The following is a 21,999-nucleotide window of genomic DNA, read 5'->3' on the forward strand; positions in this document are numbered from 1 at the left end:
CGCCGCGGGCCCGCGGCCCCGCCCCCCGCCCGGGCGGGCCCCGCCCCCGGGGGGCGCCGCGCGGCCGGCCGCGGCGGGCCCGCGGCGCGGGGGCGGGCCACGCCGTGGTTCGGCTCGGCGCGGTGTTCAGGCCAGGGTGGTGATCAGGTCGGCGCGGTGATCAGGCCAGCGTGGTGATCAGCATCAGTGCGGCGACGCCGAGCAGGGCGACGGCGAAGGCCCTCTGGAGGGTGCGCCCGCTGAGCTTGTCGGCCAGCCGCTTGCCGTCCCAGGCGCCGAGGATCGCGGCGCCGGTGAAGGGCGCGGCGACGGCCCAGTCGATGGCGCCGGTCGCCCCGAGGCGGGGCAGCAGGGCGGCGAGCGAGTTGGCGCTGATGACCAGCAGGCTGGTGCCGACCGCCTCGGCCATGGTGAAGGCGAGCACCGAGACCAGGGCCGGTACGGCGAGGAAGCCGCCGCCGACGCCGAGCAGTCCGGTGACGGCGCCGAGCCCGGCGCCCGCCGCCGTGGAACGGCCGACTCCTGCGGCGGAACGTTCCTGCGCCTGGACCTTGGGCGGCATCAGCATCCGCCAGGCCGCGAGCGCCGCCAGCACCGCGAAGGCGCCGGTCAGCAGCGCGCTCGGCAGATGGGTGGACAACGCCCCGGCGGCCATGGCGAGGGGTAGTCCGGCGGCGGCGAACAGCGCGCCGGTGCGCCAGCGGATCCGGCCCGCCCGGGCGTGGGCGAGCAGCCCGGTGAGCGAGGTCGCGGCGACGATCACCAGGCTGGCCGTGGTGGCCAGCGCCGGGCTGAAGCCCAGCAGGTAGACCAGGGCGGGGACGGCGAGCATGCTGCCGCCGCCGCCCAGCCCGCCCAGTGCGAGCCCGACGACCGCACCGGCGGCGAGCGCCAGGAGCAGCGTGGTCATATCACGTGCCCGGCGCCGCCACCGGGCGTGGTGACCGGCAGCCCGGCCAGCGCCCAGGCGTTCATGCCGCCGGCCACGTTCAGCACCTGGACGCCGCGCTGCGCGAGCAGCTCCGCCGCCCGCTGGGAGCGGTTGCCGGAGCGGCAGATCGCCAGCACGGTCCGACCGGCCGCCTCGGACGGCAGCGGAACACCGGCGACCAGCCCGATCAGCGGCTGGTGCAGCGAGCCGGGGGCGTGCCCGGCGGTGAACTCGGCGGCCTCCCGGACGTCGAGCAGCACGGCGGTGCCGGTGCGGGCGAGGTCGTGGGCCTCGGCGGGGGTGGTCTGTCCGGGGGCGCTGTGTCCGTGGGCGTCGGACCCGTGGGCGTGCGGCAGCAAAGACATGTGGTTCTCCAGTGGTGCAGACCGGACTGCGTGGTCCGGCGGATCAGGGGTGGCGCGGGCGTCCGTACGGGCCCGGTGGCCCGGTGCGGCGGTGTGACCGGCGCGTCCTCGGCCCCGCCCGACCTGGCTCGATGCCCGGGTGCGGCGGCGGCCGTTCTCCCTCGATGTCTCCACGATAGTACCCCCGGGGGTATTATCGAAATCGTTCGGCATACCCCCGCCCGTATCGGCTCCCGAAGCCGTATGCTCCGAGATATACCGTGGGGGGTATCAAGACGGTGCTGTGGCGCCCCACGCCGCTGTGGCCGGCTGCTCAGACCTCAACGAAGGAGACACCCCGTGATCTTCAGCCAGTACTACCTCGACTGTCTCTCCCAGGCGTCCTACCTGATCGCCGACGAGACCAGCGGCCAGGCCGTGATCGTCGACCCCCGCCGGGACGTCGACGAGTACCTCGCCGACGCCCGGGCGCGAGGCCTGACCGTCGTCGGTGTCATCAACACCCACTTCCACGCCGACTTCCTGGCCGGCCACCTCGAACTGGCCGACCGCACCGGCGCCTGGATCGGGTACGGGCAGCGGGCGGAGACCGAGTACGCCATCCGCAAGCTCGCCGACGGTGAGCGGATCGAGCTCGGCGACGTGACCCTGGAGATCATGGAGACCCCCGGGCACACGCCCGAGTCGATCAGCATCCTGGTCTTCGAGCAGCCCGACGACACCGTCCCGTACGGCGTGCTGACCGGAGACGCGCTGTTCATCGGCGACGTCGGCCGCCCCGACCTGCTCGCCTCCGCCGGCGTCACCGCCGAGGAACTCGGCGCGATGCTCTACGACAGCGTGCACCGCAAGCTGATGGGCCTGCCCGACGAGACCCTGGTCTTCCCCGCCCACGGCGCCGGCTCCGCCTGCGGCAAGAACCTCTCCAGCGAGAAGCGCTCCACGATCGGCGCGCAGCGCCGGACCAACTACGCCTGCCAGTCCATGGACCAGGACACCTTCGTCCGCATCGTCACCGCCGGCCAGTCCGTCGCTCCCGCCTACTTCGGCCACGACGCCGCCCTCAACCGGCAGGAGCGCCCGCTGCTCGACCGCGCGAACGCCGCCCGTCCGCTGTGCCCCGAAGGCTTCAAGGAGGCCCGCGCCGCGGGCGCCGTCGTCCTCGACGCCCGCAGCCCGGAGGACTTCGGCGCGGGACACGTCCGCGGCGCCGTCAACGTCCCCCTCGACGGCCGCTTCGCCGAACAGGCCGGCACCGTCCTCACCCCGGACAGCGCCATCGCGATCATCGCCCCGCAGGACCGCGAGGACGAGGTCGTCACCCGCCTCGCCCGCATCGGCTTCGACCACATCGCCGGCTACCTGCGCAACCCCGGCAACGCCCTGCCCGCCCTCGCCGACGACCTCACCCCCGCCAGCCGCCTCACCGCCGACAGGCTCCGGACCGCACTCGCCGGCGAGCAGCCCCCCACCGTCCTGGACGTGCGCACCTGCGGCGAACGCGAAGCCGGCGCCGTCGAAGGATCCCTGCACATCGCCCTGGCCGAACTCCCCGCCCGCCTGGGCGAGATCCCCACCGACCGCCCCCTGGTCGTCCACTGCGCCGGCGGCCACCGCTCCTCCATCGCCGCCAGCCTGCTGCGCCACCACGGTCACACCGACGTCTCCGACCTCCTCGGCGGCTACGGCGCCTGGGATGCCCTCACCCATCCCGCCCGGGCCTGAACCTCGGCGGTCCCGGCCCACCCCCCCGTTCGGGCCGCGGGCAGCTTCCGAAGTCGCGCCCGCCTCGTGCCCCTGGATTCCACCCCGTCGGCGCGCCGTCCAGGCGCGGGGGCACGGCGGCGGCCGACGCGATTTGGATGGGAGCCTCCTGGGGTGGTGGTTTCCTGCAGCCCAGGAGGCGGCCGCCTGCGGCGACCCATAGCGCACCCGGGCGCCGCTTCGCTGAATGAACTGGCGTCGGCCCAGCAGGTGATCCGGGATCTCGGGACGGTTTCGTCGTCGGCACCATGTCACTGCGCCGATTCCCGCGGTACGCCTGGCCAGACTTATGGGGTGGCTCCGGCTCGGCTATGAGTGAAGTTGGTCCCTGCAGAGGGCTGACCAACTGACACTGCGAAGTGGGAAGCTGCCGCAATGCGGATTCCGATCGAGGTGAAGCCCGACTTCGTTGAGCACGTCGCACGCCGCTCCGACCCGGTGGGCGCGTTGGCCGAACTCATATGGAACGGTCTGGACGCGGACGCCGCACAGGTCCATGTGATTGCCGAGCTTGACGAGTTCGGTGGTGTCAGCGCCGTCGAGGTCCGTGATGGTGGCCACGGCATCCCGGGTGGATCTTCCAGGTCTTCATCCGGGCGAAGACGTGCTCGACGCGGGCGCGGACCTGCTTGTGCTCGCGGTTGTGCTCGGCCTGCCAGTCGGTGAGCTCGCCGCCGCGCGGTCGGCGGTGCGGGATGACCAGGCCGGTGCCTGGATAGCCGCCGTCGGCGATGGTCGGATCTTCGACACCGATTTCGACAAGTACACCGAGGACGCCGTCGCGTTGTTCAGCAAGGCGGGGGTGAGCACGGCTTTCGAGAACCTCGAAGGGTTTCCCGAGGACTGGAGGACCAACCCCGAGGCGTTCGTCGGGTTCGTGCGTGAGCACCACTGCCCGAGCTTCATCGAGTACGGGGAATACCCCTACGTCACGGCCGACGAGATCAAGAACGCCCTGTCGGAGATGCTCGACCAGTTGCAGTGAGAGCCCGCGGCGGGCTGACGCGCCAACGGCCCACTGCCGAAGGGAGCCGGAATGAGCGAGGTCACCACCGCCCGTACCTACAACCAGAACCACGTCCCACGCGCCCCCACCCCTGGCCGACGGCGGGTGAGCATCTACGTCTCGTGGAGCTATCCGGCCGAAGCGGGCAGGAACCCGGCCGAACTGGACAACCGGTTCTCCACGATGACCGAGGTCCGGCGGGTGGCCTGGCCCGCCTACGAGGACCCGAAGTGGTCCGACCCGCTGCGCTTCCAGCAGGGCGTCTCGGGATCCCTGGAGCTGTTCTTCTGGGCCTGGGTACCGTTCCAGCAGTTCGTCGAGGAGACCACAGGACACCCCGTCCCCGTCTACCAGCGCATCGACCAGGCCGGCTTCCACACCCCGCTCGACGAGCGGGTCCTGGCCGACACCGACACCTTGTTCGTGTTCGGGCTGGACCACATGGTCACCGGCCAGGAGGCGGAGCCCGGCGAGGTCGAGGCGCTGCGGGCATCCCTCGGCCGGGAGGACGCCTGTCTGGTCCTCGGACCCCACCACGACGTGGGGGCGTCGGACGACCTGGCGGTGCGCAACATCGAGTACCACCATCACGGCGATCCCCTGGTCCCCCGGCAGCAGCGCTTCGCCGGATACCTCCGGGGCGTGCTGCACGGGCTCGGCGTGCCGGTGGAGAACCGCTACGGGCTGCGGCCCGCCGTGCGGGAGCAGAACAGGATTGCCCCGTTCTCCGCGTTCAGGGACCTGGACGCCAAGGGATGGCTGGAAGGAGTGACCAACTTCAACTTCCACCAGCACCTGCCGCACTACGCTGTGACGACGGACGAGCCGGACATCGTGCACATCCTGGCCACGCAGCCGGTCGACACCGCCAGGCCGCATCCGTTCACCGAAGCGGGCAACACCGCGTTCAACATGTTCCTGTGGATGCCCCCCGAAGGTGAGCGGGCCGGCGACATCCTGCTCGCCGACTCCACGATCTTCAGCTCCCTGTTCGGCGGCGATGAGAGCCTGCGCAATTTCTGGCGGAACCTCGTCACCAAGTAGCGCCGCAGGCCACCGCAGAGAGCGGCGAGGAGGTGGCTCCCGTGAGCGAAACGCGCGTCGCACTGGAGCTCGACGACATTCAGCGCGGAGTGCTCAGCCCCCGGCCGACCCCGTACACGGCGACCTATCTGGTGTTCCGCATCGACGACCGCGCGCACGGGCGGGAGCTGATGCGGCGCGCGAGCACGGTGGTGACCTCGGTCACCGACTCGGCCAGCCCCCGAGGAACGTGGGTGAGTGTCGCGGTCACCTGCCACGGGCTGGAGGCCCTCGGCGTGCCCGACGCCATGCTGGAAACCTTCGCGTGGGAGTTCCGGCAGGGGATGGCCGCCCGCGCCGGAGCGCTGGGCGATGACGGCCCGAGCAGCCCCGAGCACTGGGAAGCACCGCTGGGCACGCCGGACGTCCATGTGGTGCTCACGGCGGTCGCACCCGACGCCGCGCGGCTGGAGGCGACCATCGACCGGGCGCGCCCCGCCTACGACCGGCTCACCGGGGTGTGCGCGATCTGGCGGCAGGACTGCTACATGCTGCCCTCCGAGAGCGAACACTTCGGCTACCGAGACGGCGTCAGCCACCCGGCCGTCGAAGGCAGCGGGATCGCGGGATCGAACCGGCTGGACGCGCCGTTGAAGGCCGGCGAGTTCGTGCTCGGCTACCGGGACGAGATCGGCGGCATCCAGCTGCCGCAGCCGCAGGTGCTGGGACACAACGGCAGCTATGCGGTCTTCCGCAAGCTCCACCAGGACGTCGCCGCGTTCCGCCGCTACCTGCTCCAGGCCGCCACCGGCCCCGAGGACGAGGAGCTGCTGGCCGCCAAGATCATGGGCCGCTGGCGCAGCGGCGCCCCGTTGGCGCTCAGCCCGCAGCACGACGACCCCGCACTCGGTGCGGACCCCGGCCGGCGCAACACCTTCCTGTACGCGCAGGAGGACCCGACGGGATTCATCACCCCTGGTGGTTGTCACATCCGCCGTGCCAACCCCCGCGACGCCTCGGTGGCGGGCGAGATGCGCCTGCACCGCATGATCAGACGCGGCGCCGTCTACGGCCCGCCACTGCCCGACGGGGACCTGGAGGACGACGGGGTGGACCGGGGCCTGATGTTCGCGTTCGTCGGAGCCCACCCGGGGCGGCAGTTCGAGTTCGTCCAGTCCCAGTGGATGAACGACGGCGTGTCCTTCGGCGCGGGCGATGCCAAGGACCCCGTCACCGGGTCCCACGACGGCAGCGGCGGCTTCACCATCCCCCGACGGCCGGTGCGCCGGCGTCTGCCCCCGCTGCCGCGGTTCGTCGTCACCCGCGGCGGCGAGTACTGCTTCCTGCCGGGTCTGCGTGCCCTGCGCTGGCTCGGCGATCTGCGGGACTGACCGTGCGGCGAGAGGCACCCCGGCACCGCCACGACGCCCTCCACGGACCCGATCGCCTCATGGAGACACCGCATCCGGTGTTCAACGCCGTCACCGTGATCTTCATTGCGGCCACCGGGTTCGCTGCCGGCCTCGAAACCACCGTCGCGGGCCTGCGGAGCGTCTTCACCGACATCCCGCTGCTCGCGTCGGCCCTGCTCGCCAACCTGGTGGTCGCCCCGCTGCAGGTGCTGCTCACCACCATCGGCGGCCTCACCTCCGCGCCCGCCGGTCGGCTTCGGCCCGGCGACAGTCGGCGCACGGGCGTTGTCACGTTGACGGGTGCCCGATCGCCTGACGGTTCGTCGGAGTGTCGGGGCCGGGTGCTGAGCGGTCAGCACCCGCTCCGACGATGGCGCCCTTGACCCGGCCGAGGTCGATGAGGTGGCCGGCCAGGGCCTGGCTGTCGGAACGGGTGTGCTGTTTCGAGGACGGCGACGGCCTCCTCTCCACGCAGAGCCCCTTCCACCCGGCCGCAGGCGGGTTCCGGCGCCGTCCGACCAGCCGTTCCGGGCCGCCCCCGCGGCCGGAAGCGGCTCAGTGGGGGAGGTCTACAGTGGAGAAAGGTGAGCTGCATGTCATCCCCGGACCGGCAGCCGGGCGCACCGCCGCCCAGCAGGCCTCAGAGCCCTCTCGACGCCGCGGTGGACGCTACGGCGGTGGTCGGCGCGCGGGGAAGGGTGATCGGCTGGACCCGGGCAGCGGAGGATCTGCTCGGCTACCCGGCCGCACGGATCACCGGGCAGCCCGCCGCCCGGCTGCTCGCCGACGACACCGACCGGACCCGCGCAATCGGCGTGGTCGAGCGGTGCCGGACGGGCGCGGGGTGGAGCGGAGCGGTCCCGCTGCGTCACCGCGACGGCCACCGGATGGACCTGGACCTGCGGGTCTCTCCCGCCTTCTCGCTCAACGGGCAGGAGTGCTTTCTGGTCTCCGGCCACCCCGTGCGGGCGACCTGGACGCTCAGCGAGTCGCTGCTGAACGACTTCATCAGCAGCTCCCCGCTCGGCATGGCGGTCATGGACCCGCAGCTGCGCTACGTCTGGCTGAACGAGACCCTGGAGCGCATCGGCGGCATCCCGAGCGAGCAGCGCCTCGGACGGCGGCTGAGCGAGGTGCTGCCCGGCCTGCAGGCCGAGAAGATCGAGGCCCTGATGCGCGAGGTCCTGGAGAACGCGGCCCCCGTCGTCGACTACGAGTACCAGGGCTGGAGCTGGGCCGACCCGCGCCGTCGGCGCGCCTACTCGACGTCCTTCTTCCCACTGCTCGAAACGGACGGGGCCGTCGCCGGCGTCTGCTACATGGTCATGGACGTCACCGACCGCTTCTACGCCCGCGAACGCCTCGCCCTGGTCAATGACGCCAGCGCACGGATCGGCAGCACGCTCGACGTGACCCGCACCGCCCAGGAACTCGCCGACATCGCGGTGCCCCGGTTCGCCGACTTCGTGACCGTCGACCTGCTGGAGTCCGTCCTGCACACCGGCCAGCCGAGCCGGTCGCCGCAGGGCACCAGGCCGCTGATGCGCCGCGTCGCGATGCGCTCGGTGCACGAGGGCTGCCCGGAAGCCGTGGCCCGTGTCGGGGACCCGGTGGACTTCGTGTCGCCGCCGCACGACATCGGCATGCTCCTGAGGGGCGAGCCGATGCTCATCCCCGTCCTCGACCCCGACGAGGAGAACCGGGGCACCCTCGAACCGGCCGGGACCGCCGGCATCCGCGAGTTCGGGCTGCACTCCCTCATCACCGCGCCGATGCGCGCCCGGGACACCGTGCTCGGTCTGGCCACGTTCCTGCGTTCGCGCAACGTCGCGCCCTTCGAGGCGGACGACCTGCTGCTCGCACGCGAACTCGTGGCCCGCGCCGCCGTCTGCGTGGACAACGCCCGCCGCTACACCCGGGAGCACACCGCCGCCCTGACGCTGCAGCAGAGCCTGCTCCCGCACATCCTGGCCGGCGGGACCGCCGTGGAGGCGGCCTCGTCCTACCTGCCCGCGGACGTCAAGACCGGCGTGGGCGGCGACTGGTTCGACGTGATCCCGCTGTCCGGCGCCCGGGTGGCCCTGGTGGTGGGCGACGTGGTCGGCCACGGCCTGAGCGCCGCCGCCACCATGGGCCGGCTGCGCACCGCGGTGCACACCCTGGCCGACATCGACCTGCCTCCCGACGAACTGCTCGCCCACCTGGACGACCTGGTACTGCGTCTGGACGAGGAGAGCACCGAGGAGGAGACCGGAGCGCTCGGCGCCACCTGCCTGTACGCCGTCTACGACCCCGTCAACCGGCACTGCACGATGGCCCGGGCCGGGCATCCGCCGCCCGTGCTCGTATCCCCCGACGGCCGGGCACGCTACCTCGACCTGCCGGCCTGCCCGATGCTTGGCCTGGGTGGCCTGCCGTTCGAGTCCACCGAGCTCACCCTGGCCGAGGGCAGCCTGATCGGCCTGTACACGGACGGGCTGATCGAGGGCGTCGACCGGGACGTCGACATCGGCATGGCCCGGCTGGCCGAGGCGCTGTCGCGGCGCGGCGCGCCGCTGGACGAGCTGTGCGCGGACGCCGTCCGGCAGCTGGTGCCCGGGCCGAAGCCCGACGACGTCGCCCTGCTGCTCGCCCGGACCCGCGCGCTCGGCGACGACCAGGTCGTGTCCTGGGACGTGCCGTGCGACCCGTCCGCCGTCGCGGGCGTCCGCGCCGCGGCCTCCCGCCGGCTGCGGGAGTGGGGGCTGGACGAGCTGACCATGACCACCGAACTGATCGTCAGCGAGTTGGTCACCAACGCCATCCGGTACGCCGAGGCACCGATCCGGCTGCGCCTGCTCCGCCAGTCCGCGCTGATCTGCGAGATCTCCGACGCCAGCAACACCTCGCCGCGCCTGCGCCGCGCCCGCAGCACCGACGAGGGCGGGCGCGGGCTGTTCCTGGTCGCCCAGCTCACCCACCGCTGGGGCACGCGCCACACCCCGAACGGCAAGGTGATCTGGGCCGAGCAGGAGCTGCCGGAGCCGCCCGGAGCCGCCTCCGGCTGAACCCCCGGCCCGGCGGCAGGAACGCACACGGGCCGGGCCTGGGCGTCCAGGCCGTCCGGGATCTGCCGGCGACCCGAGGCCCGGCGCGCCCCAGGCCGGGATGCACAGCTGCACCGCACCCGCCGGCCGTCCTCCGGGGCCGCAAGACCCGCGCCCACAGGCCACGGCCGCGCCGGGTGAGCAGGCCGTCGGCGCCCACATCCCTCAGGGCCGTACTGACGCGAACTCTGCTGCATCGCCGACAACCGCCCTGCGGATCCGGCTGACCTGTGTCGCCGGACGCGAGAACGTCATCGGGTCGGTCACGAGAAGTGTCGGTGGCCGCCCGATGCCGCCAGGCGTCAACAAGCACTGTCAGCGGCGGATGACAGCATCGGGCGCATGACGAATACGACACCGTTCGACTGGCGGTCGTTCCTGCTCAGATGGAGCGGGGACTGGTCGGATTCCCTGCCCGATGATGAGACGCGGAGCCAGGAGGACGAAGCCGCCCGGCGGGTTCGGTGGTTGGGGTTACCTCCCGCGTCGGAGGAACGGATCGCCGCCATGGAGGAGCGCCTCGGCCGACGGATGCCCCCGTCGTACCGGGAATTCCTCAAGGCCAGCGACGGTTGGCAGCACGCCGGCGGGTTCATCCGGCTGCTGGCGGGGACCACGGACGCGCGCTGGCACAACAACGAGTCCGGGCTGGCGGACATGTTCGAGGAGTACCTGGACGACGACGCCGGACCCGCCGAGTGGCGGGATGCGAACCTCTGGCGGCGTGGGCTCCAGCTCGACGTCGAGTCCGACAGCACCTGCGTCCTCTTGGATCCCGAGGACGTGGGTGAGGACGGCGAGTGGGCCGTCTACACGTGGGCTGGCTGGCGGGCCGCGCCACCTGAGCGGTACGCGAACTTCGTCGAGTTCATGCGGGGCATGTACCGGGAGTTCCACAGCCTGCGGGCACGCACGGCCGACGGGAAGCCGGAGTTCGCCAACGACACGACGCGGGAGCTGGACGCCCTGGTGGAGCAGGCCCGGCTGGACGCGCTGCGCGGCGACTGGGAACGGGCCGGGCACACGCTGGACGAGGCGAAGGAGTACGGCAGACCGCGGGCCGCCGGGCTGGGTGACCAGATACGCCGCCTGCTCGGACGGACCTACATGGTGTACTTCGAGGACGTGGTGACCGAGCCGCAGTACGCGCCCGAGCTGCTGCCGGCACTGGTCGCCGAGCACGCGGCACACTCGTACAGGGACGACGCCACCCTGATGTTCCACTTGAGGGGAGCCGGTGACGACGTGGTGTCGCTGGCCTACGCGACGCTGGAGCAGGTACGCAACGGCACGTACCGGTACACGGCGACCGGACCGTTCGGCGAAGCGGTCGAACGGGCACGGGAGCTGGCGCGGTGGGGCAACACCGACGGGGCATGGCGGACGCTGATGGACGCTCTGCCGGTATGGCAACCGCTGGGACCCGACCACCTGGCGCCGCTGGGATGGGTGGCCGACCCCCTGCTCGGACCCCTGCTGACCCCGGAACGGGGCCGCGAGCTGCTGTCCACACCCAGGGGCGGGCAGGCGGGAAACGGGGAGACGTACGTCGTGACCAGCGTGAATTCGAGGTGATCCTGCTGTGGCCCGCGGACCGCGGGCTGATCGCCCGCGCTGGTGGCCGAGCCGGGCGCGACCCGTGGTGGGAGATCCGGCAGCAGCAGGCCCGTGACTACCCGAAACGCAAGGCGCGGCTCGGTGCGTGCTTGCCTGGCGCCCGGTCGGGGCGGGGGCGAAGAGGTGAGGTGAGGGGCGAGCAGCGTGCCGGGCGGGTTGTCGGGCTATGTGGTGGTACAGACTGAAGCCAAAGTCACTATATGCAACTTTCCGTGACTCAGGGTTTCAATCTTCTCTGAAAGGAGACTCATGTCGCTGCATCGGCTTCGCCCGCGCCGCGCCTTCGGGATCGCGCTGGCACTGGCCGCCCTCACCATCTCCGGCACGGGCACCGCCACCGCTCTCACACCGCACAACAGCCTGAACGACACGACCCAGTTCCACCTGTTCCCCAACACCAAGTTCCTTCCGTGCCTGTCCGCCAACGGCAGCACGCCGCGCGTCGACGCCGAGGTCCAGCGCGGTGAACTGAACGACACCATGGACATCCAGCTGCACGGCTTCAAGCCCGACCTCGACTTCGACCTGTTCACGATCCAGCGCAGCAACCAGCTGGCGAACGGGAAACCGGACCCCAGGTTCACCGGCAGCTTCGGCCTGGCCTGGTACCAGTCCGACCTCCACACCGACCACAACGGGGAGGGTCGGGCGCGGATCCAGACCATCCTGCTCGACCAGATCTTCGGCTTCGACCCGGACGCCGCCCTGCCGCCCACCAACACCTTCCACGTCGGATTCTGGTTCAACAGCCCCAGTGACGCGGCGGCCTGTGGCTTCACGGGCACCACGCCGTTCAACGGCGAGCACAACGCTGGGCCGCTCGCCTTCATCACGCGCCCCGATGCCGTCACGGGCCTGGGCCCCCTGTGCACCAAGCCCAACACCTCGACCACCCCCGCCACCTGCAACCCCTGACTCCGGCAGGGCCCGCCCGCCGTGCGGTCTGGGCCCTCTCTTTTGGATCTTGTCGAATCAGCGCGCGGAACTCCCAGCCCCAAGGGGCTGGGAGTTTCCCGACGGCGCGCACCTGCCGAGTCCTGAAGGTGAAGCCATCGGGTCTGTCCAGTGGGCAGGCCAGGACGTCATTCGGTGGCCACCTTCTCCGTAACGTCCCCATGGCCGGTGGAATGACACACAACACCATGGATCCGGCGACGATCACGCAGGAGATGGCTGCTCAGATCCGCACGTGGCGAGTCGATGAGGGCAACCCCAGCCAGGGCGGATCCTCAAGGCCACGAAGCACGAGTGCCCCGGCTCAGAGCTTCTCCAGCCTCCGGTCGGCCGCCTTCAGGGAGCGGCCGCGGCGCAGTTCCTGCTTCCAGGGATCGTCGCTCGCCAGGCGCTCGTCGATGGTGGTGGGAGTCCAGCGCTGCGGGGTGAGGTCGGGGTCGTCCAGTTCGCTCCAGCTCAGCGGTGTGGCGACCGGGGCGCCGGGCAGGGCTCGGACGGCGTGCGGGGTGACGGCGGTCTGGCCGTAGGCGTTGCATTGGATGTCGAGGTAGAGCCGTCTCTCGCGGGCCTGCTTGCGCGCCGCGGTGGTGAGCAGCTCCGGGTGCCGCTCGGCGAGCAGCTCCGCCAGCTCGTGGGCGAAGTCGCGGACGTCCTCGAAGGGGGCGCGGCGGTCGAGGGCGACCAGCAGTGTCGACTGTCACCGCCCCGGCACCTCGCCTTCCGTACCGCCCGCACCGCTGCGACTTCCCCCGATCCGCCGATCAACGGACGGTCACACGTCACGGGGCTTCTGTTAGGACCTTTTAGTGCGGGCGCTGCGGGGGCCGCCGGCTTCTCGGGCGAGGACGACGATGGTCAGCACGCCGTTGGAGTGCGCGCTCAGGCCGCTGCGTCATCCCACCGGAACTCCGGACGGATCCCTCGTTTGATCAGGTCCCGCCCGAGGATCTGGAGCTGGAACATGGCCGCCACGTTCGGCGGCGCGCCGGACGTCCAGCACGTCTCCAGGTCGACCAGCAGCTTCGACAGGGTGCGGTTGAACTCGGTCGAGGGGTTCGGCCGGTCCTGGGAGGGCGCGAAGTGGTACACCTCCGGCAGGTTGACAGGAGCTCCGCTGAAGCTCCACTTGTCGCCGGTCTTGACCAGCCGCTTCTGGACGTAGAGCTCCTTGAACAAGTAGTAGTGCGCGTGGCCGCTGTCCCCCTCCCCCGGCGGCTGATCGGGTGAGCCCTGCGTCCCCTCCCCCTCGGTCTTGATCCGGTCGATCGTGTCGATCGCGTCGGCGACGGTTCTGATCGGCTTCGCGAAAGGCACCTCCACCGCGTGGGCCTTCGGGTCGATCGCCGGCTCGAGCTTCTGGAACGTCTGGATGATCGTGTCGTAGAAGGCGCCGATCGTGGCCGGCGGCCGCCCGGTGCGGAGGGCGATCGGGGGGAACTCCGGGTACTCGATCTGCATGAACACCGCGAGCTGGTCCTTGACCAGTGGCTTCAGATCGACCGGAAGCCGCTGCGGAATGCCGCCGGGCAGCTCGTCGGCCGGATAGGTCGGCAGAAAGTCCGGGTGCGCGATCGACGGCCGGCCGCCGATCGCGGCCAGCAGGTTTCCGGCCAGCGCGAAGTGGTTCATCTCCTGGCTGACGATTCTGTGCAGCACACCCTCGGTGCGGTCCGGGTCGACCTTGACCGACCACTGCGCACACAGGTACGGCGGGATGGTGGCGAATTCCAGCCGCATCGCGAGGTGCAAGGCGCCTTTGAGGTCGTCCAGCGGCAGAACTCCCGTCTCGACGTACTCCCTGATGGTCTTCATGCGCGGAGTGCCCGCAGTCGCCGGATTCACGCTACAGCCCCAACTTCCTGAGTTCGTCGTCGATGATGCGCTGCGCCTCCGGCGGGACGCCCGGGAAGGCGAGCAACGGCACGTTCCCGGGATAGCCGATCGCCTTGAAGCCGACGTCGGAGGTGAAGTAGCCGATGAGCAGCAGGGCCCGGAACCTGATGAAGAAGCTCCGGTCCGTCGCGGTGGTCGACGCGATCTGGTCGACGATCGTGCGCTGCCGGGAGCCGTCCAGTTCGACGAACCCCGTCCCGAACTGGCGCCGCGCCTCCGCGTCGACCATGGCGAGGCCGGTCGTGATGACGGTCCTGTGGCCCTGCTGCGTCGGGTAGGGAGCGCTCACCCAGTCGTCGAGGAAGTCGGCGATCCCCATCGCACTCGGCGCCGGGTACTCGGCGGTGCCCGGCAGAACGATGTCGGCGAGGGCCGCGGCGAGTGCGCGCTCGCGCTCCGAGAGCGTGCGCGGCCAAGGTGTGTGCGGCGTCACGAGGTTGGGGTCGGTGCCGTAGCCCTGCGGTGCGGTACCGACCCCGGCGGCACTGTGCTGGTCCATCTCTTCCTCTCGCTTCCGATGTACCGTCATCCGGTCGCCCTCGCTTGGCTTTTGGGCGCCTGGTGCGGTCAGATCCCGCCGTTCCGCAGCAGTTCGAGGATGCGGGCCGAACTCCGCGCGGCCAGGGCGAGGATGGTGAGCGTGGGGTTCTTGTCCGGGCTCGACGCGAACGCGGCGCCGTCGACGACGAACAGGTTCCTCACGTCCCAGCACTGGTTGTAGGAGTCGAGCACGGAGTTCTGCGGCGAGGTCCCCATCCGCGCGCCGCCGACCTCGTGGACCGCTCCGCCGCCCTGCGGCATCGCGACGGGACTGGTGTCCGGTACGCCGCCGAGCAGGCTGAAGACCTTGTTGAAGGTGTCGTGCATGTGCGTGACCTGCCGGACTTCCGAATCTCCCCATTTCCAGTGGAACCGCAGGACCGGAACTCCCCACTTGTCCTTGCCCGTCGGATCGAGCTCGCAGAAGGAGTCCTCGTTCGGGATCATCTCGCCTTCGCCGATGAGGGTGACGTCCGTGCCGTACTTCCGCCGGACCTCCGTCCGCAGGGCGTCGCCGTAGGTCGCGCTGCCGTCGTCGATCAGGTTCTTGACGCCGGTGGTCGGCATCCTGCGGCCCCCGCGCGGCTCGATGTGGTACCCGCGCGGGAACCCGAGCTGCCCGGCGGCCTGCTCGGGCAGCAGCCACCACGGCACGTAGATGTGCGGGGTGAAGATGCCGTCGTCGTTCAGCACGGGGAGTTTTTCGAGCATCGGAATTCGCGACGAGCGCGAGAACTCGACCGAGTCCATCAGGTACTTGCCGACCAGCCCGTGGCCGTTTCCGATCCCGTTGGGGAACGCGGCGCTTCGCGAGTTGAACAGGATGCGCACCGACGAGCAGGTTCCCGCCGCCAGCACCACCACTCGCCCCGTGACCGAGAACTCGGAGCCGGTCACCCGGTCGTTGTAGGTGACCCCGGTGGCCCGCTCGGTCGCGTCGACGTCGACCCGGGACACCATGGCGTTGCACACGACGGTGAGGTTGCCGGTGGCGCGGGCGGGGGGAATGAGGACGGTCGTGCTCTGGAAGTTGGAGCGGCTGGCGCAGCCACGGGTGCACTGGGTCGAGTACAGGCACGCCGCGCGGCCGTTCAACGGGCGGGTGAGCACGGCCGCCCGGATCGCCGCCACCTTCATGCCCAGGTGCTCGAACGCCCGGCCGAGGACGATCTCGAAGGCGCGCGGGGACGGCGGTGGGAGCTGGACGCCGGGCGGGGAGTCGGGGGCGTTCTCGATCCCGTGGGGAAGGCCGGTGACTCCGACGAGGCGTTCGGCCTTGTCGTACCACGGCGCCAGGTCGGCGTACTCGATCGGCCAGTCGAAGCCCAGTCCGTCACGGGTCTTCGGCTTGAAGTCGTACGGTCCGAAGCGCAGCGCCACCCGACCCCAGTGGTTGGTGCGGCCGCCCAGCATCCGCGGCCGCCACCAGCTGAACTGATTCGACTTGTCCGGATTCGGGGGGTCCGCCTGGCTGTAGGGCTCACCGGCGATCTGCGAGCCGCCGTCGACGGTGGCGTCGTAGAAGCCCTGCGGCTTGTCCGACGTCGAGGCCGCCCGCAGCGGCGCGTCCTGCGGCGTGTTGAACATCGGCGTCTCGGTCCCGGGATCGTAGTCCCGGCCCGCCTCCAGCATCAGGACGCGAGCGCCCGCCGCACAGAGCTCGTGCGCCGCCATTCCGCCGGCAGCCCCGGAGCCGACGATGATGACGTCGAACGCCTGGATATCGGACAAGGTCCCACTCTTTTCCCCGGATGTCGCTGCGCGATACAAGACAGTCACTCTCAGTGACCAGATGCGGACAAGTCTCACACAGGCTGCGATCAGCCGCGACCGGTGGATCCAGGAGTGGGCCTGGAAGGCGGCCTCGCGGTCGCGGTCGGCGATCTCCCGTTGGTGACGCTCACGGCGCAAGGCCTACTGGAGGGCATACGCTCCTTGTCGGTGAGCATGGGCAACCACAGCGGCCCAAGGCCCCTGTCCAGGGGGTGGAATTCCGCCCGCGGCGGACAGTGCGCGCGACACCGTGGATGGCATGATTCTGCAACCGGAGACCGACGACCTCGGCGCCTACCTCGCGGCAGACGAGGTGATCGACCATCAGCACTCGGAGCTGCGGCGGCTGGCCGCCGAGCTGGCCACACCGGAGGCGGCGCTGGTCCGGGCGCTCGCCCAGGCGATGCCAGGCCGATTCGGCTACGACTACCTGCCGGCCGAACTTCCGGGTGAAGCGTCGGCCAGCCTCGCGTGAAGCGAGCGACCGCCACGCCACCCGGGCGGAGCGGGCCGTCGCCGACCGCCGGCCAGGCCCACGTCTCGCCGAGGATCAGCCGCCCGGGGCCGGCCCGTGGGCCGCACTCGGTGACACGCACCCCGGGGTGAGATCGGAGGGCCGGCAGGTCAGGTGATCGTGCCGGTCCCGGGGTGCCGCACCGCCGGTCGTACGGGTGTGCGGCCGGGGAACGGCACGAGGGCCCGTGCCCGCGCGGATGCGCGGCACAGGCCCTCGTGGGTCACTCCGGTGGTCCCTGTCCGGCCCCCGGGGTGAGGGGGAAGCCGAAGGGTCGGCTTAGTAAAGGGTCGGCTTAGGGCGTCCGCCAGTAGGTGGTGGCGGCAGGGCGGGCACGGCTCGCCCGATCATGGAGTTCTCTACGCTTCATGATCACCGGGGGATCTGTGCCTGCCGCCCCATCATGCATTCTCGACCCGATCCGCGACCAATTCCTCGCGCTGCTGCCCGTGCGTGAGGACCGGCATCCGCTGGGCTGCCACAACCCGCGGATCAGCGACACCGTCGTCTTCGACCGCTTGGTGCAGGTCCTGGTCTTCGGCTGCGGATACGAACGGGCCGCGGACGCGAACTTCTCGGCCACCACCTTGCGCCGGCGCCGCGACGAGTGGATCGCCGCCGGCGTGATGGAGGATCTGCGACTGCTCGCGCTCGCCGCCTACGACCGCATGATCGGCCTCGAACTCGACCGCCTGAGCGCCGACGGCTGCAACACCAAGGCGCCCTCCGGCGGCGAGTGCGCCGGCAAGAACCCGGTCGACCGGGCCAAACTCGGTTTGAGACGCTCGCAGTTGACCGACGGAACAGGCATACCGCTGATCACCGAGCCCGCGCCGGCCAACACCCGCGACCACACCCTGCTGCCCGCCATCCTCGACCGCTTCACCGCCCTGGAACCGGCCCTCGGACCACTGCCGGAACACCCGCGCCTCGCCCTGGACGCCGGATACGACTACCGCGTGGTCCACGACGACCCGGCCGCCCGCCGGATCGACGCCCACGTCGCCTCACGAGGCGCGAAGACCCCGATCCAGACCGGAGGCCGTTGGGTGGTGGAGCGCACGAACTCCTGGATGAACAACTTCGGCAAGCTCCGACGCTGCACCGAACGCCGCAGAGCGGCCATCGAGTTCTTCCTCGCCCTGGCCGCCACCATCATCACCGTCCGCTGCCTGATCCGCCGCGCCTGGCCCCTTTACCGCTGGAACACCCGGCCCCGGAACCCACGCATCCGATGACCTACTGGCGGACGTCCTAAGCGATGTAGAAGCCCGCGTGGGGCTGCTCGACTTCCAAGCAGGTGGACCGCGAGACGACGGCGGCGAAATCGACCTGTCCGGCGAAGCAGTCGACCGAGTCGCTAACGGCCGCGTTCCATCTGCCACTGTGGAGCTACCCGTCAGCGGCGACGACCTTCTCGGCCTCCTCTGCCATGGCGGCGATCAGGTCGGCCGGGAACGACTGGTCGCGCGTGGCGAGCGTGTACGCACTGGCGCGCGGGCCGTGGTGCGGGACTGGAGCCAGAAGGCCCACTGCTCCACTGGCTCGGGCCGACGGACGCTCGGTGTCATCGAGACCGAACATTTTCTCGCCCGGGTAGGTCACCCGGACGGTCGTCCCTCTCCCATAGAACGTCGCGGCTCGATTTCGCTACCACCAGCGACAACCTCCGCTGGTGACCCCAGTGCGCACGAAGGCCCCCGGCAGGCACTGCTCGCGCAGTACCGGCCCAGGTGCGCTGCAAAGTCTCGTGATCGCTCGAATGTGCTGATCAGGCGATGCCCTGAAGGTCGAGTGGGCGGGTGAAGGGCTCGTAAGACGTGTGGCGGAGGCCGGCGGCCATGTTGCGGTGCCCGGCGGCACGGAGAGCGTTGATCGCCAGGTTGCGCAGGGTCGCCATGTTCTCGGGTCGGTGGCCGGTGCGGATCTTCGAGGCGTCCTCGGCGAAGGTAACGTCGCGGACGAAGTGGAGCCGGTTCTCGATCGTCCACTGCGACCTGGCGAGTCGGCCGAGCCGCTGGGGCGAGGCCTGTTGCGAGGTCAGGTCCGTGATCGCGTAAACGGTCTGGCGGCTGACGGCGCCGGTCGCGAGGTCCGTGCGGTGGCGCAGGATGCGCACGGCCTGGGCCGCGTGGGGGAAGTCAAGTCCGAGGCCGGTGACGGTGAGTGCCCTTGTCGCCCGGGTCTCTCTGCGGCCGTGGCCGATCTCGCGGTCGTAGCGGCGGGCGGTGACGTCCTTCCACGGCAACGCCCGTAGCCTGCGGTGCAGTTCGGGCTGGTTGGCCTTGACTACCAGCAGGTAGTGGGCCTTCTTCTTCTCCACGAGGAAGCGCGCGTGACTGCGCTGGGTGTGCAGGGCGTCGGCCGTGACCGTGACCCCGGCCAGGTCGTAGGGCTCCAGCAGGGCGGCGAAGCAGGCGATCTCGTTGGTCTTGCCGGGCTCTCGCAGCTGAGTGACGGTCCGACCGTCGCCGGTCATCGCCGCGAGCAGGTGGGCTGCGGGTGAGGTGCCGTGCCGGGAGCCGCGGGCGGCCTTGCCATCGACGGCGATCGAGTCCGAGCCGGCAGGATCGGCACCGGTCAGATCGGCCAGTCCGCCCGGGCAGACCAGGCCGATCACTCGCCGGACCGTGGCGGCACTCGGTGCGACCCGCACGCCCAGTGCACCCACGACCCGCGCGCCCAGCCGGGCCAGGGCGTGCTGCGGAGCGTTCGCCGACCACTGGCCGATGGCCGCGTACGAGCGCGCACCGGCAGCCACCGCAGAGGCGGCGACCAGCACGCGTCGTGTGGTCATGTCAGGAGCTCCGGGGGTCGGTGGCGGAGGGCCGGGACGGCCGGTTCGGAGGGCTGCACAGGAACGGTGGGCGCCGCTCAGCCCAGGCGGCGCAGGCGGATCAGGCGGCTGGCGTGGTCGCCGACGGGCAGGCGCAGCTCGATTCCCCGGTGCCGCAGGAGGGCGCCGCCGTACTCCTCCCCGGTGTCGAGGTCCCGGTAGCGGGCCTGGTCGTCCAGGGCGGGCAATCGCAGCGGGGCGGGTTGGTGGCCGAAGCGAGTGGCCGGGCGCCAGGCGAGTAGGGCGTGCTCGGTGCCGTCCGCCGCCGCGTAGTGGACGGCCGTGGTGCCGCCGGCGCCGGTGAGTCGGTGCTGCTCGCCGTGCTGGACCAGGGGACGGATCTCCTTGTACCGGGCGACCAGTTCGGCCGCCTCGGTCAGCTCCTCCGGCGTCCAGTGGGTGAGGTCCCCGCCGAGGCCCAGCGCGCCGGCCATGGCGACGTGGAAGCGGAAGCGCAGCGGGGTGGTGCGGCCGGTGATGCCGTTCGGGCTGTCGGTGACCCAGGCGGCCATGGCCTGTGCCGGGAAGAGCTGGCTGAAGCCGTGCTGGATGGAGATCCGGTCGACGGGGTCGGTGTTGTCGGAGGTCCAGGCCTGGTCGGTGCGGGCGAGGATGGCGAGGTCGACGCGGCCGCCGCCGCCGGCGCAGGCCTCGATCCGCAGGCCGGGGTGGTCGGTGCGGAGCCGGTCCATGATCCGGTGGACGGCCCGGGTGTGATCGATCCACAGCCGGTCAGGGTCCGGGTGGCCTGGCCAACCTGCCTCGGTGAAGGGGCGGTTGGCGTCCCACTTGAGCCAGTCCACGTCGTTCTCGGCGACCAGCCGGTCCAGTGTCCGGTGGACCCAGGCCTCGACTTCTGGCCTGGCCAGGTTGAGGACGAGTTGGTTGCGCAGCTCGGTGGCGTCCCGGGTGGGGGTGTGGACCGCCCAGTCGGGGTGCGCGCGGAACAGGTCGCTGTCGGCGTTGACCATCTCAGGCTCCACCCAGAGCCCGAAGGCCATGCCCAGGCGATGGACCTCGTCGGCGAGCGGCCGCAGGCCCTCCGGGAAGGCCGCCGGTCGGGGCGTCCAGTCGCCGAGGCCGGCTCGGTCGTCGGTGCGGGCTCCGAACCAGCCGTCGTCCAGGACGAAGAGTTCCACGCCCAGCCGTGCGGCCAGCTCGGCGAGCCTGAGCTGGCCGGCCGTGTCGACGTCGAAGCCGGTGGCCTCCCAGGAGTTGTAGAGCACGGGCTGGTCCCGGTCGGGCTCCGGAAGGACCTGGGAGCGGACGTGGGCGTGCCAGGCGCGACTGGCCCCGCCGAAGCCGTCCGGGGTGTAGAGGCCCGCGAAGACCGGAGTCTGGAGCGTCTCGCCCGGCCGCAGGTTCCAGCTGAGCCCCTCGTGGCCGAAGCCGCCGGTCCACGTGGCGCGGCCGACCGGGTTGCGGTGCACGGTGATCCGCCAGCTGCCGCTCCAGGCCAGGGCGGTGCTCCACACCTCGCCGTGCTCCTCGGTGGCAGTGCCGTCGTCCAGGGCCAGCCAGGGGCTGGCGTGGTGGCCGGTGATGCCGCGGCGGCTGGTGAGCACGGTCTCGGCGACCGGCAGCCGGTCGCGCTGGAGTTGGAACTCGCTGAACCAGCCGCCCACGAGGTGGCTGAGCCGGTAGTCGGAGAGGGGCGGCGCCGTCCAGGAAGCGGAGTCCAGACGGTCGATGACGATGTGCCCGGTCTCACCGGTGTGGGTCAGCTCGGTCCAGCGCTCGATCACGTCGCTGCCGGGGCGCACGCGGTAGCAGAGGTCGGCGGCCAGGGGGTAACGGCGGTCGACCAGGCGCAGGCGCAGCTCGCCGTCGTCGATGCCGTGGCCGTCGAAGTGCCACTGGGCGCCGACGGTGCCGTCGGCGAAGCGCACCCGGAGGCCGGCCGGGCCGAAGCGGGCACCGGTCTGTGGGGCGAGTTCGTCGGCGGCGGCCTCGTCCTCGAAGCTGCTGTCGGCGGGGGAGCGGGGGTCGGTGAGCGAGGCGGCGTCGAGGGCCGGCCCCCAGTGCAGATGGCGCGGGCTGCCGTCGGCGCCGATCCGAACCGCGTACGTGCTGTTCGGGGTGTGCAGGACTGCGAGGCCGAGTGCGGGATCGAAGGCGACGGCAGGGGTGTCAGCAGGCACGGATGGTTCCCGGAGGTCAGGAGGGCGGCGGGACCGGGCCGGGCGATGGAGCAGCCGTCCGGGCGGGGCCCTGGTGCGTGACAGCACGGAAGCGAGCTGAGATTAGGCTGAAAATTTGCTGGAATCAATACTGGACGAAGTTAT

General features: G+C 71.2%; 17 protein-coding genes and 3 pseudogenes. 10 read left to right on the forward strand and 10 right to left on the reverse strand.

Annotated features, from left to right (window positions below; all coding sequences use genetic code 11):
• Window positions 1–160: 160 nt before the first annotated feature.
• Both ACGF0D_RS19605 and ACGF0D_RS19610 read right to left on the reverse strand, forming a co-directional pair.
• Window positions 161–910, reverse strand: a complete 750-nt coding sequence (locus ACGF0D_RS19605) for a sulfite exporter TauE/SafE family protein (protein WP_392917858.1) — start codon at window positions 908–910, stop codon at window positions 161–163.
• Window positions 907–1,296, reverse strand: a complete 390-nt coding sequence (locus ACGF0D_RS19610; protein WP_392917861.1) for a rhodanese-like domain-containing protein — start codon at window positions 1,294–1,296, stop codon at window positions 907–909. Before ACGF0D_RS19610 ends, ACGF0D_RS19605 begins: the two co-directional genes overlap by 4 nt.
• A 339-nt stretch (window positions 1,297–1,635) precedes the next feature.
• Here ACGF0D_RS19610 and ACGF0D_RS19615 point away from each other — a divergent pair, with 339 nt between their 5' ends.
• Together ACGF0D_RS19615 and ACGF0D_RS19620 are read left to right on the forward strand one after the other, a co-directional pair.
• Window positions 1,636–3,021: a rhodanese-like domain-containing protein gene (locus tag ACGF0D_RS19615; RefSeq protein WP_392917864.1), complete on the forward strand. Its 1,386-nt coding sequence runs from the start codon at window positions 1,636–1,638 to the stop codon at window positions 3,019–3,021.
• A 414-nt stretch (window positions 3,022–3,435) separates the two neighbouring features.
• Window positions 3,436–3,570: pseudogene (locus ACGF0D_RS19620) on the forward strand (hypothetical protein); the annotation flags it as partial.
• Window positions 3,571–3,589: 19 nt separating this feature from the next.
• Here ACGF0D_RS19620 and ACGF0D_RS19625 read toward each other — a convergent pair.
• Window positions 3,590–3,796: pseudogene (locus ACGF0D_RS19625) on the reverse strand (transposase family protein); the annotation flags it as partial.
• 300 nt (window positions 3,797–4,096) lie between these two features.
• Between ACGF0D_RS19625 and ACGF0D_RS19630 the strand changes: the two are divergent.
• From ACGF0D_RS19630 to ACGF0D_RS19655, 6 genes and pseudogenes are all read left to right on the forward strand, one after another.
• Window positions 4,097–5,110, forward strand: a complete 1,014-nt coding sequence (locus tag ACGF0D_RS19630) for a hypothetical protein (RefSeq protein ID WP_392917867.1) — start codon at window positions 4,097–4,099, stop codon at window positions 5,108–5,110.
• 41 nt (window positions 5,111–5,151) lie between these two features.
• Window positions 5,152–6,480, forward strand: coding sequence for a Dyp-type peroxidase (locus ACGF0D_RS19635; protein WP_392917868.1), 1,329 nt, complete (start codon window positions 5,152–5,154; stop codon window positions 6,478–6,480).
• A 77-nt stretch (window positions 6,481–6,557) separates the two neighbouring features.
• Window positions 6,558–6,884 carry a hypothetical protein gene (locus ACGF0D_RS19640; RefSeq protein ID WP_392917871.1) on the forward strand — a complete coding sequence of 109 codons (327 nt, stop codon included), beginning with the start codon at window positions 6,558–6,560 and terminating at the stop codon, window positions 6,882–6,884.
• A 210-nt stretch (window positions 6,885–7,094) separates the two neighbouring features.
• A complete protein-coding gene (locus ACGF0D_RS19645; RefSeq protein ID WP_392917874.1) occupies window positions 7,095–9,548 on the forward strand; it encodes a SpoIIE family protein phosphatase in 2,454 nt (817 codons plus the stop codon).
• A gap of 381 nt (window positions 9,549–9,929) precedes the next feature.
• Window positions 9,930–11,120 (forward strand): annotated as a pseudogene (locus ACGF0D_RS19650) (SMI1/KNR4 family protein); the annotation flags it as partial.
• Window positions 11,121–11,453: 333 nt separating this feature from the next.
• On the forward strand, window positions 11,454–12,119 hold the full coding sequence (locus tag ACGF0D_RS19655; RefSeq protein ID WP_392877109.1) for a hypothetical protein: 666 nt from the start codon (window positions 11,454–11,456) through the stop codon (window positions 12,117–12,119).
• A gap of 343 nt (window positions 12,120–12,462) precedes the next feature.
• On the opposite strand, the gene ACGF0D_RS19660 is transcribed toward ACGF0D_RS19655, so the two are convergent.
• From ACGF0D_RS19660 to ACGF0D_RS19675, 4 genes are all read right to left on the reverse strand, one after another.
• Window positions 12,463–12,846 (reverse strand): hypothetical protein, encoded by a 384-nt coding sequence (locus tag ACGF0D_RS19660; protein WP_392918043.1) that lies wholly within the window; start codon window positions 12,844–12,846, stop codon window positions 12,463–12,465.
• Window positions 12,847–13,037: 191 nt separating this feature from the next.
• Window positions 13,038–13,970: a ferritin-like protein gene (locus tag ACGF0D_RS19665; RefSeq protein WP_392917877.1), complete on the reverse strand. Its 933-nt coding sequence runs from the start codon at window positions 13,968–13,970 to the stop codon at window positions 13,038–13,040.
• Between the two features lie 31 nt (window positions 13,971–14,001).
• Window positions 14,002–14,550: a gluconate 2-dehydrogenase subunit 3 family protein gene (locus ACGF0D_RS19670; RefSeq protein ID WP_392877105.1), complete on the reverse strand. Its 549-nt coding sequence runs from the start codon at window positions 14,548–14,550 to the stop codon at window positions 14,002–14,004.
• Between the two features lie 68 nt (window positions 14,551–14,618).
• Window positions 14,619–16,322, reverse strand: coding sequence for a GMC oxidoreductase (locus tag ACGF0D_RS19675; protein WP_392917880.1), 1,704 nt, complete (start codon window positions 16,320–16,322; stop codon window positions 14,619–14,621).
• A 301-nt stretch (window positions 16,323–16,623) separates the two neighbouring features.
• Between ACGF0D_RS19675 and ACGF0D_RS19680 the strand changes: the two genes are divergently transcribed.
• On the forward strand, window positions 16,624–16,839 hold the full coding sequence (locus tag ACGF0D_RS19680) for a hypothetical protein (RefSeq protein WP_392917882.1): 216 nt from the start codon (window positions 16,624–16,626) through the stop codon (window positions 16,837–16,839).
• Between the two features lie 425 nt (window positions 16,840–17,264).
• Window positions 17,265–18,116: an IS5 family transposase gene (locus ACGF0D_RS19685; RefSeq protein WP_392917885.1), complete on the forward strand. Its 852-nt coding sequence runs from the start codon at window positions 17,265–17,267 to the stop codon at window positions 18,114–18,116.
• Between the two features lie 154 nt (window positions 18,117–18,270).
• On the opposite strand, the gene ACGF0D_RS19690 is transcribed toward ACGF0D_RS19685, so the two are convergent.
• From ACGF0D_RS19690 to ACGF0D_RS19700, 3 genes are all read right to left on the reverse strand, one after another.
• Window positions 18,271–18,483, reverse strand: coding sequence for a hypothetical protein (locus ACGF0D_RS19690; protein WP_392917887.1), 213 nt, complete (start codon window positions 18,481–18,483; stop codon window positions 18,271–18,273).
• Between the two features lie 166 nt (window positions 18,484–18,649).
• Window positions 18,650–19,675, reverse strand: coding sequence for an ISAs1 family transposase (locus ACGF0D_RS19695; protein WP_392917890.1), 1,026 nt, complete (start codon window positions 19,673–19,675; stop codon window positions 18,650–18,652).
• A 77-nt stretch (window positions 19,676–19,752) separates the two neighbouring features.
• Window positions 19,753–21,855, reverse strand: a complete 2,103-nt coding sequence (locus ACGF0D_RS19700) for an alpha-galactosidase (RefSeq protein WP_392917893.1) — start codon at window positions 21,853–21,855, stop codon at window positions 19,753–19,755.
• Window positions 21,856–21,999: the final 144 nt, after the last annotated feature.

The sequence above is a fragment of the Kitasatospora sp. NPDC048298 genome (genome assembly GCF_043201465.1).
Classification (GTDB): Bacteria; Actinomycetota; Actinomycetes; order Streptomycetales; family Streptomycetaceae; genus Kitasatospora.